Origin of the sequence: Polaromonas sp. YR568 (assembly GCF_900116715.1) — a bacterium.
GTDB lineage: Bacteria > Pseudomonadota > Gammaproteobacteria > Burkholderiales > Burkholderiaceae_C > Polaromonas.
Genome location: NZ_FPBM01000003.1, coordinates 167,925 through 185,011, shown reverse-complemented (window position 1 = coordinate 185,011; position 17,087 = coordinate 167,925). Strand labels below are relative to the sequence as shown.

Here is a 17,087-nt window from a genome sequence, read left to right as displayed (position 1 = left end):
GGGCCGGAGCGGTGTTAAATGATGGTCAAATATGGCTCTCGCCTAGATAGCACGGGCGTAAGTAGCTACAAATTAGATAGCAAGTAAAAACAAGGGAGAGTGGATGAAAAGCGCCGGTGTTGATGTCTGCCCAACCTCATCAAGCTGTCTGGCCCATCCATGGCGAATTTCATGCCCCATGCCGTGACATCAGACTCTGAAAATGTGGCGCTTTTGCGCCGCGATGCCCTCTTTGCCGATCTCTCCGGCAGCCAGGTGGCGCGGCTGCTGGGCTACCTGCACACGGTGGAGTTTGCCGCCGGCGATGTGCTGTATGCCAAAGACACGCCGGCCAAGTTTCTCTACCTGATTGAATCGGGCGAGTTGCAGCTCACCACCCCCAGCGGGCGTGAAGTTGCGCTGACAGGCCTGCGCTGCGGCGAAGAAGCCGCCAGCGACACCACGAATTACCTGTGCAGCGTCACGGCCGCCACGCCGGTCAGGGCGCTGCAGATTCCCCGCGATGCCCTGGCCGAGCTGGCCGCCAAAACGCCGTCCCTGCGCAGCAAGGCTTTGCTGGCGCTGATGGGTTATGTGAGCGGTGAAACCTTTTTGAAGCCTACCGGCGCCGAGAAAGAAAAGAAGAAGGCCGCCAAGCCAGTCTCTACCCGCGAAGTGGTGGGCTGGCTGGGCGTGGTGCTGGTGCCGCCGGCAATCTATTTCCTCTCGAGCATGAACGGCCTGGTGGTCGAGGCGGCGGTGTTCCTCGCCATTCTGTCGGCCACGGTGCTGATGTGGCTGTTCAATCTGGCTGACGAGTTTGTGCCGCCGCTGGTGGCGATCACCGCTGTGCTGATCGTCGGGCTGGTGCCGTCGGAGATTGCGCTGGCGGGGTTCTCGTCGCGCACGCTCACGACGCTGGTGGGGGTGTATGCGCTGGCGGCGGTGATTTCCGCGTCGGGCCTGAGCTACCGCTTCATGCTGTGGCTGCTGATACGCCTGCCCGATACGCCGTTCTGGCACCAGGCGGCGCTGCTGCTGTCGGGCTACATCCTGTCGCCCATCATGCCCTCGGGCAATGCGCGCCTGTCGCTGGTGCTGCCGTTTTACCGCGACATGATCGACGGCCTGAATCTGCCGGCGCAAAGCAAGTCGGCCACCGCGCTGATGGCGGCCACGTTCTCGGGCGCCATGCTATTTTCGCCGATGCTGCTGACCAGCAAGTCGTCCAACCTGACGGCCTTCGGCATGCTGCCCGTGCAGTTGCAGGACCAGTTCCAGGGGCTGTTCTGGTTTGTGGCGGCCGGCGTGGCGGCATTGACGGTGACCGCTGCGCATCTGGTGGTGGTGCGGCTGTGTTTTGGGCGCAGCGTGCAGGCGGCCTTGCCCAAGGCGCGGCTTGAGAAGCAGCTGGCGCTGCTCGGGCCGGTTACCAAACCTGAAAAAGCGGCGCTGACGGGCTTTCTGTTCTTCCTGATCGGGGCGGGCACCGCGGGCTGGCACCAGATTTCGCCCGCATGGCTGGCGGCGTTTTTGCTGGTGGGCCTGCTGGTGATGGGTTTGCTGAGCAAGAAAGACTTCCAGCAAAAAATCGACTGGCCGATGATTTTCTTTTTGCTCAGCCTGGACGGCCTGAGCCGCGCCATCACCTACCTGGGGCTGGACACGGCGCTGGCGCAGTCGGCGGGCAACCTGTTTGATTTTGTCGACGGCCGGATGATCTGGTTCATCCCGGTGGCGCTGGTGGTCACGCTCTTGCTGCGCCTGGTGTTGCCGATCACGGCCGGCATGGTTGTGGCGGCGGTCATCCTGATTCCGATCGGGCAGGCGCAGTTCATCAACCCCTGGGTGGTGGTGTTTTTGACGGCGATGTTCAGCGACATCTGGTTCGTGCCGTACCAGAGCTCGCAGTACCTGCAGGTGCAGGGCAGTGGGCTGGACCGCTATTACAAGCACACGGATTTCCTGCGCTATAACCACTGGATGAATTTGTCGCGGCTGCTGGCCGCTTATCTTTCTATCCCTTATTGGGAATGGTTGGGCCTGGTATGAAAAGCGGAACCCTTGCCGTCCTGACGGGCGCGGCGCTCGTCGTCGCGCTGCTGCTGCTGGGGGCTTTTAACCTCGCCAAGCCGCGCATCCTGGTGCTGCACAGCTCTGACCGCAATTCCTCCACCGTGATCCGGATGGATGAAGGCATACACCAGACGCTGGACAAGAACCGCCAGCCCATGTCTGTGCGCTGGCATTACCTGGGCATTGACGGCATGCCCGACGAAGAACATCGCGAAGATGCGGCCACGGTGGGGCTGCGCACGATAGAGCAGTTCAACCCCGATGTGGTGATTGCGGTGGACGACGAGGCGCAGGAGTATGTGATGCGCCGCTTTGCCGGGCTGGAGCGCCCCAAGGTGATATTCACCGCCATCGACCATGAACCCAAAACGTATGGCTATGTGGGCGCCGCCAATGTGACGGGTGTGGGCGAGACGGTGCCGCTGACGGCCATCCGCGACATGCTGCAGTACGTCAAGAAGGGCCAGCCCGTGCGGCTGGCGATTCTGGGCGACGCCGGGCCCACGGGCAAAGGGCAGGTCAAGCAGGTGGAGGCTTTTAACTGGGCGCCGCACAGCGTGGTGGGCGTGCATACCCTGGGTGATTTTGCGGCCTGGCAGGCGGCCATCAAGGGCATGGACGGCAAGGCCGATGCGGTGCTGCTGCTATCCGCGGGCGGGCTACCGGCCAGCCCCACAGAGCGGGCGGTGGTGCCCTATCCAGACGTCATCAAATGGATTGAGACCAATGCCAAGCCGCTGCCCATAGGCGCCGACATTGATTATGTGGAGCACGGCGGCGGGCTCAGCGTAGCCTCGTCGGCCAAAGCCATGGGAGAAATTGCCGCCGCCGACGCCCTGGCCTGGGTGAAGGCCGGGCCGGCCGCCCCGCCGCCGCAGGCCACCCAGAACACGCGTTACAGCGTGGGCATGCGCGAGGCGGCGCTGCGCGCCCGCGGCATCAGCTTGCCGTCGATCTACATCGAGGCCTCGCGGCTGGACCGGCTTTATTACCCTTGATGCGGCCTGGCGTCTGAGGCGGGTTAGGGACGCGTTAGGGGTTCAAGCCCGGTTTGGGTGATGGCGGGTGCGGCCGCCGGAGAGGTGAAAAACCGGATCAAGGCCCTGGCGGCGTCGGGCTCCGCCGCGTCGCTTGCGATGCCTGCTGAAAACACGGTCACGCGCTGCACCTCGGCAGGCAGGGGCCCCACATAGTCAACACCCGGAACCGGAAGCAGCTCGCTGACCTGCTGAAAGCCCAGCTCGGCTTCTCCGCGTGCGACCACGGCTCCCACCCGCTCGCTGAGGATTCGTTTGCTCTTGCCCGAGACCTGATCGGCAATCCCCAGGCGCTGAAACAACTCGGTGGAAATATAGACACCGCTGGCGCTGGCCGAGTAGGCGATGGACTGGGCATTCAGCAGCGTGCGCCTGAGTGCATCGACGCTGCCGATGTCGGGCCTGGCCGCACCCGAGCGCACCGACATGCCGATCAGCGAGCGCACCAGGTCGGTCTGGCTGCCGGCCGCCACCTTGCCCTGTTTGACGAGGTCTTCAAGCGCCGGCGCCGCGAGGATCACGACATCGACCCGCTCCTTGCGTGCCAGCCGGTTGGGAATCGCGTCAGGTGCATTGCCCATGGAGGCCCCGTAGGCGGTGATGACCTTGTGCCCGGTGGCGCGCTCAAACTCCGGCACCAGCTGGTTATAGGCGGCGGTAAAGCCGCCCGAAGTCATGACGTGAATGTCGGCCGCCCACGCCGCCTTGCCGGGCAGTGCAAGGGCTAAGGACAACAGCAGGGAAAACTTGAGAACCCCCTTGAGAAAAGCTCTGAAAAAAGGCCTGAAAAAAGGCCCGAAAGATTTCGTGCGGTGATGCATGCCCTGCCTCCATTCTTGCGATGATTGACTATAAGCCAGTGCCCAGACTGCGTAAGTGCCTGCTCACACTCCGGATGTTTTCCGGGTAATTAAGGCATGGTGAACCTCGCTGTGCAGGTCGGACAGCGTTTGGGCCAGTTCAAAGCGCAGCAGTTTGATGGGGTGAACGTCTGCTTCGCTGACCCGGGCTTTGGCCATGGCGGCTTTTTCGATGTCGTCGCGTTCCAGCTCTACCAAAATGTCCTCGCCGTCATAGGTGCGCAAATAAATGCGAAGTTTGATCCCGGTGCTCGAAAGCAGCATGTGGATGTCCTTGTGAAATAAGTTGCAGGTGCGGCGCTGGCGCCGCAGGGGAAGGGTTTTGACTTGCGCGCGGAGTAAGGCCTGGGCCTTATTCCGGGTGTCGCTGTGCCGGCCTGGGCGTTGCGCGCGGGGAAGCGTCCGGGCCACCGGCCTGCGCTTGTGACCCGTCGTCGCCGGGCGGGGCCGATGGGTTGGTCACCGTGATGCGGCGGGTCTGCTTGAAGGCCAGCCACCGGTCATCGGGGTTCACGTAGCGCGACGGCCACACGTCCTGGGGCCGTTTGTCCAGCGCCCGCGCCACCAGCTGCTCTGCCGCGAGCCAGGGGCTGGTGAGCACCCGCTGTATGTGGCTGTAGCCGTTTTCAATGGCGATTCTCCGAAGGCTGGTGCCGCGTTTGCGCAAGGCCGCGATCACGTCGGCCGGATGCATATCTTCTTGGGAAGGCGTCGATTTATTTGTGGTCATGCATATTATTTTGAGCATATATCGCCTAAGAAGTCGCTAGATATGCTGAAATATTTGAACAACAACTCTTAAATTTTGTTAAATCTCGCTTTCTACGCAGCGGTGTTTGAATTTTTGTGTTCATTGACACAAAATAGTGTTCATGAACACAAAAGAGGCAACGCTGCCGGCGCCCGGCAACAGCGACAACATTCAGGGCGTCCAGCCCTATCCTTTTGAGCGCACGCCACCGGTCATGGCGCAAGAGCCCGTGGCCTGGTATCTCCACCATGCCGCTGCGGCGGAGGACAAGGCGGGCCTGAAAACCGTGCGGACTGAAGCCAGAACCGTTTTCATGCGCCAGTTTGGCCAGCGCTGCAAGGCGGCGCGCGGCGCCCGGGAAATCAATGACGTGGCGGCCACGGTCGGGGTGCACCGCAACACCATCTGGAACATGGAGCGGGGCGACAGCCTGCCGGACGCGTTTGAGCTGGAAGTGCTGGCCAAGGAATACAACACCACTCCGGCCCGCCTGCTGGGCGGTGAGGGCGGGGATGCCTCCAGGGAGCATGCGACTGTGCCTTTCGGTGTGCGTGCGGTGCAGGTGGCCGAACTGATTTACGTGCCGCTGTTCGATCCGCGCGAGCAGGCCGACGGAGTGGCCTTCAACGACGCCGGCTCGGTGCTGGCCATGCGGCCGTTTGATGCGCAGTTCATCCGCTACGACCTGGGCATTGCGCATGACGACCTGGCGATGTTCAGCGTCGTGGGCGCCTCCATGGAGCCGTGGCTGCATGCCAAGGATGCGGTGCTGGCGGATTTGCGGGACCGTGATGCACTGACTGAGGGCGTGCACCTGATCCGGCTGGACGGCGCACTGCTGATGAAAAAGCTGCAGCGCCTGCCCGGAAAAATCCTGCGGGTCAGTAGCTACAACCCGGCCTATGAGCCTTTCGACATCCAGGGCCATGAGTCGGCCGACCGCGACTTCGCGGTGCTCGGCCGGGTGCGCTGGGCCGGCGTGACTTTCAACTGAGCTTACCCAGCGCGTTGCTGAGCTGCTGCGCCGCGCGCGGCATCAGGTCTTCGCCGTGGCGCGGCATTGGCAATTATTTCCATCATTGCTTTGCGCCGTGTCAGGGCGGCGTCTCAAGGCACCGTCTTTAGGCACCGTCTTTAGGCCTAGGGTTGTTACCTATCGATTGCGCTGCGGTGTACGCCGCACACTGATGCCCCCTCGTGGAAGTTTGCTCCGGTGTCGTCAGCGTGTCGCACATTTGTGCGACAAGTGGGCGCACCAAGGTGGGAAATTGCGGCCCGTTTTCTCCGCGCCAAGCGGCCCTTCAAGCAGCCCTTCAAACGGCTCTTCTTCCCGCCTCTATTACGACTGAAACATGGCTATTTAAATCAGGGGATATCGGGTACTATCGTTTTCGACTTTGTTACACGGTATTACGTGTGGCATTTACTCAACCTTATTGAACAAGGAACTCACCATGGCAACCGACGGGTCAGTAGCACCAAAAGAGCGAGTCAATATTGTTTATCGTCCCGCCACGGGAGATGCCAAATCAGAAGTTGAGCTGCCGCTCAAGCTGCTGGTCATGGGGGACTACACCTTGCGTGAAGACGACACGCCGCTCGAGGAGATGAAGCCGATCAACATCGACAAGGACAACTTCAACGAAGTCCTGAAGGCGCAAAAACTCTCGCTGAGCATGGCGGTGCCCAACAAGCTGGACCCCAAGGCCGACAAGGACGCGGTGCTGGCGATGAACATCAACTTTGATTCGATCAATGACTTCTCTCCGGACGCCATCGTCGACAAGGTGCCTGAACTCAAGCAGATGATCGAGCTGCGCGATGCCCTGAAGGCGCTCAAGGGGCCGCTGGGCAATATTCCGGACTTCCGCAAGAAGGTCCAGGAGCTGGTGCAGGACGAAGGCGTGCGCGCCCGGCTGATGGCTGAACTCGGCGTCAAAGATCAATAAAAAACCGCAGCAAGAGGAGAAATCATGGCTGAAACGAATAAACAAGCAGACGCGGCGCCTGGCGCGGCGGAAGAAGCCGGGGGCTCGCTGCTCGACCAGCTGGTCAATTCCGCGCGCATCAAGCAGGGCGACGACGCGTACTCCATCACCCGCCACGGCATCCAGGCTTTTGTTTCGCAGCTGCTGGAACCCCAGCGCTCGGTAGAGCGCGTCACGCAGGCCACGGTCGACGACATGATCGCCGACCTGGACAAAAAGCTCTGCGCGCAGGTCGACTCCATCCTGCACCACCCCGACTACCAGAAGCTGGAGTCCGCGTGGCGCTCGCTGAAGTTCCTGGTGGACCGCACCAACTTCCGCGAGAACGTCAAGATCCAGATGCTCAGCGTGAGCAAGAGCAAGCTGCTGGACGACTTCCAGGACGCGGCCGATATCACCAAGTCGGGCCTCTACAAAAACCTGTACACGGCTGAATATGGCCAGTTCGGCGGCCAGCCTTTCGGCGCCATGATCGGCAACTACGAGTTCGGGCCCGGCGGCCAGGACATCAAGCTGCTGCAGTACGTCGCCAGCGTGGCGGCCATGGGCCATGCGCCCTTCATCGCGGCCACGGCGCCCGAGTTCTTCGGCGTCGAGTCGTATGAACAACTGCCCAACCTCAAGGACCTCGCTTCGGTGTTCGAGGGCCCGCAGTTCGTCAAGTGGAACTCCTTCCGCGAGACCGAAGACGCGCGCTATGTGGGCCTGACGCTGCCGCACTTCCTGCTGCGCGTGCCATACAGCGCCGACACGGTGCCGACCAAAAAATTCAACTACAAGGAAGACGTCTCCGGCGGGAACAACAGCTTCCTGTGGGGCAATGCGGCCTTCGCATTTGCCTCGCGGCTGACCGGCAGCTTTGCCGACTACCGCTGGTGCGCCAACGTCATCGGCCCCCAGGGCGGCGGCGCCGTCGAGGACCTGCCTGTGTACACCTATGAGTCCATGGGTGAGATGCAGAACAAGATCCCCGCGGAAGTGCTCATCTCCGAGCGCCGCGAGTTTGAACTGGCAGAGCAGGGCTTTATCGCCCTGACCATGCGCAAGAACAGCGACAACGCGGCCTTCTTCTCGGCCAACTCTGCGCAAAAGCCCAAGTTCTTCGGCAACAGCAAGGAAGGCAAGGAAGCCGAGCTCAACTACAAGCTCAGCACCCAGCTGCCTTACATGTTTGTGGTGAGCCGCCTGGCCCACTACATCAAGGTGATCCAGCGCGAAAACATCGGCACCTGGAAAGAGCGCGCCGACCTCGAAAGCGAGTTGAACATGTGGATCCGCCAGTACGTGGCCGACATGGACAACCCGGGCGAAGGCGTGCGCAGCCGCAGGCCCCTGCGCCAGGCGGAAATCACCGTCGCCGATGTGGAAGGCGATCCAGGCTGGTACCGCGTCGACCTCAAGGTTCGCCCGCACTTCAAGTACATGGGCGCTTCCTTCAGCCTCTCACTGGTCGGCAAGCTCGAGAAAAAGTGACGCCGGCAGGCGGTGCTTCCTGGTTTTTCCCTAGGGAAACCGCCTGTATTTCGGTTGTAACTTTGCCGCCTGGCTTCTGACATGGACCCGAAACAGGGGACTTTCAGAATACACACATGCACAGAGCAAATGTTTAAGAGATGTGCAGATCACCCCGGAAAGCCAGGGGCAGGGTGATGAGGAGGTTAAAGCCCTGCCGATTGAGATTGACGGGACCTTGACCGGATTTGAAATAGTTTTTTATGACAAACCCAACTTAAAGGAATTCATCATGCCAATGCCATGCTACCTCATCGTCGAAGGCGAAAAACAAGGGAAGATCGAAGGCTCCGTCAAGGTCAAGAACCACGAAGGCAAGATCCTGGTGCAAGCCGTGGACCACGTCATCGAGATCCCCAAGAGCCCGCAAACCGGCCTGCCTACCGGCAAGCGCGTTCACCAGCCCATGACGCTGACCAAGGAAATCGACAAGGCTTCGCCCAAGCTGTTCCAGGCCCTGACCTCGGGCGAGCAGCTCAAGAGCGTGAGCCTGGAGTTCTACCGCATCTCGCCAAAGGGCACGGAAGAAAAGTACTACACCGTCAAGCTCTCCTCGGCCATCCTGACCAGCGCCCGTTCCTGGACGCCCAACTGCCTGAACCCTGACAACAAGCAGATGGGCCACATGGAAGACATCTCGTTCACCTACGAGAAGATCACCTGGACGTTCGAGCCGGACGGCATCGAAGCTGAAGACTCCTGGCTCGCTCCGAAGTAATGCCGGGCAAGCGGCAAGCAAGCCTGGCTGAGTGAAGAGGAAGCAGTGAAGGAGCGGCGCCTGCTGGAAAGAATCGCGGCCTGGGAAGATGGTGAACAACGCACCAACCAGACGCAGGTCGATATTCTTGTCCGGTCGGTGACCGACCACCTTCGCCGCCTCCTCAATACCCGGCAAGGCAGCGTGCAGCTTGATCCCCTCTTCGGCGTGCCCGACTTCACCAATATCGCCGGCGGGCTCACCGCGGGTTCCACGGGTGATATTGAAGAAGAGATTCGCCGCATGGTGATGAAGTACGAGCCACGGATCAAATCGCCCCGCGTGGTGGTGAGCCGTGAATCGACAGATGTGCTGTCCATCCGGTTTGCCCTGGAGGGCAAGCTCGAGGTGGATGACCGGGAGATCCCGCTCCAACTTTCTACAACGGTTGGCGCAAGCGGCAAGGTCAACATCAACTGATTTTTAACGGCCCTTTAATTGTTCCTTGAGCGAGAGAAGATCAAATGTTCAATCGGTACTATGAAGATGAATTGAACAAGCTCAAGGGACTGGCTGTCGAGTTTTCGCGGGCCAACCCCGCGCTGGCGCCCATGCTTTCGGGCGCCTCGGCCGACCCCGATGTGGAACGCCTGCTCGAAGGCGTGGCCTTCCTCACAGGCCTTACGCGCCAGAAGCTGGACGACGAATTCCCCGAGGTGGTCCAGGAGCTGGCCAACCTTCTTTTTCCGCACTACCTGCGCCCCATTCCCGCCAGCACGCTGGTCAGCTTTGCCGCCAAAGGCATGCTGGCCGAAACCGTGCGGATTGCCGAGGGCTCCAAGATTGACTCCGTGCCTGTGGACGGAACGCCTTGCCGCTTTCGCACCTGCACCGAGCTGCTGGTCCACCCGCTCAACCTGGCGGACGCGCGGCTGGTCAGCGGCGCCGGCCAGGCGCCCAAACTGGTCCTGAAGTTCGAGCTGCAAGGCGGGCTGGATGTGGCGCAGTGGAAGGTCCCCACGATCCGCCTGTTTCTGGGCGGCGGTTATACCGAGGCATCCAAGCTGCTCCTGCTGCTGGCCAACCATGTCAAGTCCGCCAGCGTCAAAAGCAGCGGCGGCGTGGCGGTGGAGCTTGGCCCGAAAGCGGTGCGGCACTCCGGGTTTGAAAGCGAACTGCTGCCTTACCCCAGCCACGCCTTCCAGGGCTACCGTTCCCTGCAGGAGTTTTTTGTCCTGCCGGAGAAATTCCTGTTTGTCGATATTGAAGGCCTGGACAAGGCCCTGGCAAAAGGCGCCGGCACCTCGTTTGAAGTCTCGCTGGTGCTGGACCAGCTTCCCGACTGGATGCCCGAGATACGCAGCGACAGCTTCATGATGAACATCGTGCCCGCAGTCAATCTTTTTGAGCATGCGGCAGATCCCGTCAACCATGAGCACCGCGCCAGCGAATACCGCCTCATGCCGGAAGCGGCCAACAGGCAGCATTACCAGATCTATTCGGTTGACCGCGTCGTGGGCTACCAGCAAGGCGCCTCCAAAGAGCGTGCCTATGTGCCCTTCGGCATGTTGCGCCACGACGGAAGCAACACGCTGAGCTACCGCACCACCTTGCGTTCCGCCACCGTAGGGCGGGGCAGCGATGTATTCCTGTCGGTGGCATACCCTCCCGGCGATTTGCCCCTGCCAGAGACCCTGTCGGTCCAGATCACCTGCACCAACCGCCAGTTGCCGGAAAGCCTGAAGCTCGGCGACTTGAGCCGTCCGACCAGCAGCTCGCCCGACCGGATGAACTTTCGCAACATCCGGCCCATGACATCGCCGCTCAACCCACCGTCAGGTGAGGCCTTGCTCTGGCGCCTGGTCTCGCATGTGTCGCTGAATTTCCTGTCGATCGCCAATGCGGAAAACCTGCGGGCGCTGCTGGGCCTGTACGTTTTCTCGGAGCGGCAGGAGCAAGGCCAGGAAACCGCCAACCGCCGGCGCATCGACAGCATCCAGCAGGTCACCGCAACGCGCGAGACCCGGCTGGTGGGGCGCGGCAGCCTGCTGCGCGGCCAGCAGATCCGCATCAAATGCCGGCTTGATTTTTTCGCCAGCATTGGCGATATGTACCTGTTTGGCTGTGTCCTTGACCGTTTTATCGGCGACTACGCCGGCATCAATTCATACACCCGCGTCGAACTTGAAGACGCTTTCACAGGAGCAGTCTTCAAATGGCCGCCAAGATTGGGTCAGCAGCCGCTGCTGTAGAGGAGCAGCTGCTCGCCCACGGCGAGCGCTACTCCTACTTCCAGGCCATCCGCTTGCTGCGGTTGTTTGGAAAAGCACGCGGGATGAAAACCGACAGCTTGCGGATACGCCCCAAGCTGAGCCTGGGTTTTCCTGAAAACGACATCGACAGCATTGAGCCGCTCCCCAATGGCGGTTACCGGATCACGGCGAATTTCTTCGGCCTGTACGGCGTGGCCTCACCACTGCCGACCTACTACACCGAAGACCTTTTTGAAGAAGAGCGCGAAGGCCGCCACGCCACCCGCGATTTCCTGGACGTCATCCATCACGCGACCTACCCCCTGCTGTTCGATGCATGGAGGAAGCACCGCCTGCAGGACCGTGTGGTCGAAGACGGCGACGCCGGCGTTCTTGACCAGCTCTATTCCTTCATCGGCCTTCATTCGAGCGACCTGCGGGCCGACCTGCCGGCCAGCGACGGTTTGCTTCGCTACGCTGGGCTGTTCAACCTGCATCCACGCTCGGCGCTGGGCCTCAACACGTTGCTGGCCGACGCGTTCAACCCCGCGAAGGTTCGGGTCGACTGCTGCACGCTTCAGTACGTCCCCATCCCCGATGACCAGCGGCTTCACCTGGGCCTGCAGGCCAACCAGCTGGGCGAGAACACCTACCTGGGCAGCCAGGTCGACGACTACAGCGGCAGCATCACCATCACGCTCAGCGATTTGCCTGAAGACTCTTTTCACCAGCTGCTGCCCGGAACGCCGGGGCACAAGCGGCTTGAATTCCTCACCCGCTTTTACCTGATTGATCCGCTGGAGATCACGGTCATCCTGGAATTGCGGCATGACGAGGCGCGGGCGGCGCGCACCCTGTTTGCGCTGGGCGGCGACGTCCAGGCCACACCGGAGTCCGACACCACCAACTGGACCCGCCTGGGCCTGGACACGTGGCTGACGCCGGAGCATGTCCGCGAGCCCACACGAGTGCAGTTCACGCTTTAGTTTCGGCATCCCTTCTTCATAAACAGAGAAAGAAAAAATCATGCTGCTGGTCGAATTGAAACCCCTGGTCGGACGTCTGAATGCCTTTACCAAACAGGCCCTGGAGGACGGCGTCGGCCTTTGCGTGTCCCGTAGCCACTACGAGATCACGGTCGAGCACCTGCTGGCCAAGCTCTTTGACAACGTCCAGGCCGACGTTGCGCTGCTGCTGCGCCAGAACGGCGTGGATGCGGCGCTCGTCAAGCGCGGCATAGACCGCGCCCTGGAAGACATGCGCACCGGCAACGCCGGCAAGCCGGCGTTCTCGCCGCTGCTGCTCGAGCTCATGCAGGACGCCTGGCTGATTGCCTCGGTCAACTTGGGCGAGGCCCGCATCCGTTCCGGTGCGATCCTGCTGGCCTTCCTGGCGCGCGCCAGCTACTACGCCACCGGCGACTACGCCGAGCCGCTGCGTGCGCTCAACCGTGAAAGCCTGCTGAGCGGCTTCGGCGCCACCTGCGGCGCCTCGATTGAAGAAACCCCGGGCGCCGGCGAAGGCGGCGGTGCGGGCGGCGGCCAGGCGGCCGGCGGCGGTGAAGGCAGCGCGATTGCGCGCTTCTGCGAAAACTTCACCGACAAGGCACGCAACGGCAAGATAGACCCGGTGTTCGGCCGCGACAAGGAAATCCGCCAGATGGTGGACATCCTGGCCCGGCGCCGCAAGAACAACCCCATCTGCGTGGGCGACCCCGGCGTCGGCAAGACCGCGGTGGTCGAAGGCCTGGCACTGCGCATCGTTGATGGCGATGTGCCTGACTCGCTGAAAGACGTGACCATTCTGGGCCTGGACATGGGCCTGCTGCAGGCCGGCGCCAGTGTCAAAGGCGAATTCGAAAATCGCCTCAAAGGCGTGATCACCGAAGTCAAGGGTTCGGCCAAGCCCATCATTCTGTTCATCGACGAAGCCCACACGCTGATAGGCGCGGGCGGCCAGGCCGGCACTTCCGACGCGGCCAATCTGCTGAAGCCGGCGCTGGCGCGCGGCGAACTGCGTACCATCGCCGCCACCACCTGGGCTGAGTACAAAAAATACTTTGAAAAAGACCCGGCGCTGGCCCGCCGCTTCCAGCCGGTCAAGCTGGATGAGCCTGACCTGGCGACGGCTGTCATCATCCTGCGCGGCCTGAAAGAAAAATACGAAGACGTGCACCGTGTGGTGATGCGCGACGACGCCATCGTGGCGGCCGCCGAGCTCTCCAGCCGCTACATCACCGGCCGTCAGTTGCCCGACAAGGCCGTCGATTTGCTGGACACCGCCTGCGCGCGCGTGAAAGTGCTGCAAAGCGCCAAGCCCGACGTGCTGGAAGACAAGGAACGCCAGATGCAGGCGCTGGAGCGCGAGCAGCGCGGCCTGGAGCGCGACCGTGACAACCACCAGCCGGTCGATTCCGAACGCCTGGGCGCCATTGCCGGCCTGGTCTCCACACTGGCCGCTGAGGCCGCAGTGCTCAAAGCCGAATGGGACAAACAAAAGAGCGCTGCCGATGCGCTGCTGGCCGCCCGCGCCGCCTGCCAGGCCGCCAAGGCTGCCGACGCCACGCCGGCCGAGTTCGATGCGCTTTCGCAAAAGGTAGCCGAGGCCGGCAAGGCCTTTGAAGCCGCCCAGGGCGCCAACCCGCTGGTGCGCATCGACGTGGATCCGGACGTGGTGGCCAAAGTGGTGTCGGACTGGACGGGTATTCCGGTCGGCAAGATGCTGCGCGACCAGGCAGAAAGCGTCATGCGCATGGAGTCCGTGCTGACGGCGCGCATTCGCGGCCAGGACCACGCCATGCACCAGATCACCGAAGTGCTCAAGACGGCCAAGTCGGGCCTGCGCGACCCGCAGCAGCCGCTGGGCGTGTTCCTGCTGGCCGGCCCCTCGGGCGTCGGCAAGACCGAAACGGCGCTGTCGGTGGCCGACATTCTGTTCGGCGACGAAAAATCGACCGTCATCGTCAACATGAGCGAGTTCCAGGAAAAGCACAACGTCAGCCGCCTGATCGGCTCGCCACCCGGTTACGTGGGTTACGGCGAAGGCGGCGTGCTGACCGAGGCGGTGCGCCAGCGCCCCTATTCGGTGGTGCTGCTCGATGAGGTGGAAAAAGCCCACCTCGACGTGCTCAACCTGTTCTACCAGGTGTTTGACAAAGGCATGCTCTCGGACGGCGAAGGCAAGGAGATTGATTTTTCCAATACCGTCATCTTCCTGACCTCCAACCTCGCCACGGACGTCATCACTGAAATGACCGCAGGCGAAGACAAGCCCGATGCCGCCACCCTGCTGTCGGCCATCAGGCCCATTTTGTCGGCCCACTTCAAGCCCGCGCTGCTGGCGCGCATGACGGTGATCCCGTACTTCACGCTGGCACAAGACGCGCTGGCCGGCATTGTGCGCCTGAAGCTCAACAAGATCGTGCAGCGCCTGGCGCACAACAACAAGATGGCCTTCACTTACAGCGACGCTGTGGTGCAGCAGATCGCCGCGCGTTGCACCGAAGTGGAAACCGGTGCGCGCAATGTCGACTTCATCTTGCGCAGCAGCATCATGCCGCTGATGTCGCAAGGCATTTTGTCGCGCATGAGCACGGGCGAGCAGCCCGGCAGCGTCAGCCTGGAAGTCGGCGCTGACGGCGAGTTCGCCGTGCAATTCCAGGACAAGGCTGCCTGAACACGCAGCCATAGACACAGGAATAGGAACAGGGGAATCAACAAATGGCCTCATTAGCAAGCCGCCTAGGCGCCAATAAACGCTTTGAGTTTGTCTCGGATGAATTCGACGCCGCCAAATTTTCCGTGGTCAACATGCGGGGCGATGAGGCCATTTCCAAACCTTTCCGCTTTGTGCTCACGCTGGTGTCGGACGATGCGGACATCGACATGAAGAAGATGCTCAAAAGCAGCGTCACCTTCACCATCTTTTCGCCTGACGGCAAAACCACGGTGCCCTACCACGGTGTGCTGGCCGAGTTCGAGCAACTGCATCAGGCCGGCGGCTACATCTTTTACCAGGCGGTGCTGGTGCCCCGCCTCTGGCGTCTCTCGCTGTACCGGATCTCCGAGGTTTACCTCAATGAGCAGACCATTCCGGACATCCTGGAAACGGTGCTCAAGGACGGCCGCCTCACCGCATCCGACTACGGGCTCAAGCTTTCCGGCAGCTACCGCCGCCGCAGCTTTGTCTGCCAGTACCAGGAGACGCACCTCGATTTCCTCTCGCGCTGGATGGAAAAAGAGGGCATGTATTACTTCTTCGAGCACGACGGCGCGGTCGACAAGCTCATGATGGTGGACGACCGCAACATGCACCCGGCCCAGGCGGTGAAGGTCAATTACCGGCCTTCCGACGAACTGGACACCGGCGGCGCGCCGGACTCGGTGCAGGGCTTTGTCTGCCGCCGCAAACCGCTGCCGCACCAGGTGGTGCTGCAGGACTTCAACTTTCGCAAGGCCGACGTCGAGCTCAAGGTGTCGCACCAGGTGGTGGACGACGGCATCGGCGACGTCATGATCTACGGCGAGAACTTCCGCAACCAGGACGAAGGCAACCGCTACGCCAAGCTGCGCGCCGAGGAAATAATCTGCTCGGGCGAGGTGTTCTTCGGTGAAGCCACGGCCGTGGGCCTGCGCAGCGGCCATTTCATGGAGCTGGCCCATCACTACCGTTCGCAGTTCAACGGCCAGTACCTGGTCACGGAAATTCACCATGAGGGCTCGCAGGCCGGCGTGCTGCTGGCCGGCATCAAGAGCCCGTATGTGGGCAAGGACGGCGAAACCAGTTACCACAACAACTTCCGCGCGATTCCTTCGGCGGTGCAGTTCCGCCCAGAGCGCGTGACGGTCAAGCCGCGCATCTCCGGCACCATGAACGCGACGATTGATTCGGAAGGCAGCGGCCAGTACGCCGAGCTCGACGAGTACGGCCAGTACAAGGTGCAGCTGCCGTTTGACCGCAGCGACAAGCCGGCCAACAAGGGTTCGGCCCGGGTGCGCATGGCCTCGCCTTATGCGGGCAGCCAGCACGGCATGAACTTTCCGTTGCACAAGAACGCCGAGGTGCTGCTGTCCTTTGCGGGCGGCGACCCGGACGAACCCATCATCCTGAGCGCCGTGCCCAACTCGGAAAACCCCAGCCTGGTGGCCAACGAGAACCCCAGCCAGAACGTGATCCACACCGGCGGCGGCAACCGCCTGGAGATGGAAGACAAGGAAGGCAGCCAGCACGTGAACCTGTCGACGCCGCATGCCTCTTCGTACATGCGCATGGGCGCGCCGGTATCTACGGCCAACGTCAAGAGCCTGAGCGCCGCGGCCAGCGTCGACGACCTGAATGTGATCGCCAACAACGCGGCCATCGAGCAGCAGACCGACGGCAGCACATATACCTCGGCTGGCGGCAACGCCTACAAGATCACCAAAGGCAACGCCTTCAAGATCACCTATGGCGATTCCAGCGCGGTGACCAAGGGCGCGGCCAGCTCCGTGGTGAACGGCAACAACGACTCCGAAGTCAAGGGCGACACGACCAAGACGGTGCGCGGCAACACCACGACCACCAACTACGGCAACGTGACCACCACGACACACGGCGACGTAACGACCAGCGTGTTTGGCGCCGCCCAGACCTTCAACAAGGGCACGGTGAGTTCAGCCTGCCTGGGCGCCAACAATGCGTTCTTCCTGGGGCAGCGCGCGCAGGCGCACGTAGGCATCAACACGGCGATGAACTACGGCTTCGTGACCAACATCAACATCGCCACCTTGCTCGAGATCCTGCTGGTCAACAAGATCACCCTGCAGGCCGGCCTCAAAAACGAGACCGGTACGCTCAAGACCAGCGACAACGCGACCACCTTTGCAGCCACCGCCTGCAGCGTCGTGACCGGCGGCCTCTCCAATACCATGTGCGGCCTGTTCACGGTTGTCTGATC

General features: G+C 61.8%; 14 protein-coding genes. 11 read left to right on the top strand and 3 right to left on the bottom strand.

What is annotated here, in order from left to right; all coding sequences use genetic code 11:
• Nucleotides 1-183 precede the first annotated feature (183 nt).
• Nucleotides 184-2,031 (top strand): SLC13 family permease, encoded by a 1,848-nt coding sequence (locus tag BM408_RS08320; RefSeq protein ID WP_175541731.1) that lies wholly within the window; start codon nucleotides 184-186, stop codon nucleotides 2,029-2,031.
• On the top strand, nucleotides 2,028-3,053 hold the full coding sequence (locus tag BM408_RS08315) for an ABC transporter substrate-binding protein (RefSeq protein WP_092128879.1): 1,026 nt from the start codon (nucleotides 2,028-2,030) through the stop codon (nucleotides 3,051-3,053). Before BM408_RS08320 ends, BM408_RS08315 begins: the two co-directional genes overlap by 4 nt.
• A 23-nt stretch (nucleotides 3,054-3,076) precedes the next feature.
• Here BM408_RS08315 and BM408_RS08310 read toward each other — a convergent pair whose 3' ends face one another.
• From BM408_RS08310 to BM408_RS08300, 3 genes are all read right to left on the bottom strand, one after another.
• Nucleotides 3,077-3,913 carry a substrate-binding domain-containing protein gene (locus tag BM408_RS08310; RefSeq protein ID WP_092128877.1) on the bottom strand — a complete coding sequence of 279 codons (837 nt, stop codon included), beginning with the start codon at nucleotides 3,911-3,913 and terminating at the stop codon, nucleotides 3,077-3,079.
• Between the two features lie 63 nt (nucleotides 3,914-3,976).
• Nucleotides 3,977-4,216 carry a hypothetical protein gene (locus BM408_RS08305; RefSeq protein WP_092128875.1) on the bottom strand — a complete coding sequence of 80 codons (240 nt, stop codon included), beginning with the start codon at nucleotides 4,214-4,216 and terminating at the stop codon, nucleotides 3,977-3,979.
• Nucleotides 4,217-4,304: 88 nt separating this feature from the next.
• Entirely contained in the window at nucleotides 4,305-4,682 is a 378-nt protein-coding gene (locus tag BM408_RS08300; protein WP_254774741.1) for a helix-turn-helix domain-containing protein, read from the bottom strand.
• Nucleotides 4,683-4,824: 142 nt separating this feature from the next.
• Between BM408_RS08300 and BM408_RS08295 the strand changes: the two genes are divergently transcribed.
• The 9 genes from BM408_RS08295 to BM408_RS08255 all read left to right on the top strand — a co-directional run bounded on the left by BM408_RS08295 (nucleotide 4,825) and on the right by BM408_RS08255 (nucleotide 17,085).
• Nucleotides 4,825-5,697 (top strand): XRE family transcriptional regulator, encoded by an 873-nt coding sequence (locus tag BM408_RS08295; protein WP_092128873.1) that lies wholly within the window; start codon nucleotides 4,825-4,827, stop codon nucleotides 5,695-5,697.
• 460 nt (nucleotides 5,698-6,157) lie between these two features.
• Complete coding sequence (gene tssB, locus BM408_RS08290; protein ID WP_092128871.1) at nucleotides 6,158-6,652, top strand: type VI secretion system contractile sheath small subunit; 495 nt, start codon at nucleotides 6,158-6,160, stop codon at nucleotides 6,650-6,652.
• A 24-nt stretch (nucleotides 6,653-6,676) separates the two neighbouring features.
• Nucleotides 6,677-8,164, top strand: coding sequence for a type VI secretion system contractile sheath large subunit (tssC, locus tag BM408_RS08285; RefSeq protein ID WP_092128869.1), 1,488 nt, complete (start codon nucleotides 6,677-6,679; stop codon nucleotides 8,162-8,164).
• 271 nt (nucleotides 8,165-8,435) lie between these two features.
• Nucleotides 8,436-8,921, top strand: coding sequence for an Hcp family type VI secretion system effector (locus tag BM408_RS08280; protein ID WP_092129497.1), 486 nt, complete (start codon nucleotides 8,436-8,438; stop codon nucleotides 8,919-8,921).
• 45 nt (nucleotides 8,922-8,966) lie between these two features.
• The gene (tssE, locus tag BM408_RS08275) at nucleotides 8,967-9,380 is read left to right on the top strand and encodes a type VI secretion system baseplate subunit TssE (protein WP_092128867.1); all 414 of its coding nucleotides are present in this window, start codon (nucleotides 8,967-8,969) and stop codon (nucleotides 9,378-9,380) included.
• 44 nt (nucleotides 9,381-9,424) lie between these two features.
• The gene (gene tssF, locus BM408_RS08270; protein ID WP_092128865.1) at nucleotides 9,425-11,152 is read left to right on the top strand and encodes a type VI secretion system baseplate subunit TssF; all 1,728 of its coding nucleotides are present in this window, start codon (nucleotides 9,425-9,427) and stop codon (nucleotides 11,150-11,152) included.
• Nucleotides 11,116-12,138 carry a type VI secretion system baseplate subunit TssG gene (gene tssG, locus BM408_RS08265; RefSeq protein WP_092128863.1) on the top strand — a complete coding sequence of 341 codons (1,023 nt, stop codon included), beginning with the start codon at nucleotides 11,116-11,118 and terminating at the stop codon, nucleotides 12,136-12,138. The genes tssF and tssG overlap by 37 nt, the downstream gene beginning before the upstream one ends.
• Nucleotides 12,139-12,178: 40 nt before the next feature.
• Complete coding sequence (gene tssH, locus BM408_RS08260) at nucleotides 12,179-14,827, top strand: type VI secretion system ATPase TssH (RefSeq protein ID WP_092128861.1); 2,649 nt, start codon at nucleotides 12,179-12,181, stop codon at nucleotides 14,825-14,827.
• Nucleotides 14,828-14,871: 44 nt separating this feature from the next.
• Entirely contained in the window at nucleotides 14,872-17,085 is a 2,214-nt protein-coding gene (locus BM408_RS08255; protein WP_092128859.1) for a type VI secretion system Vgr family protein, read from the top strand.
• The last annotated feature ends 2 nt before the right edge of the window (nucleotides 17,086-17,087 follow it).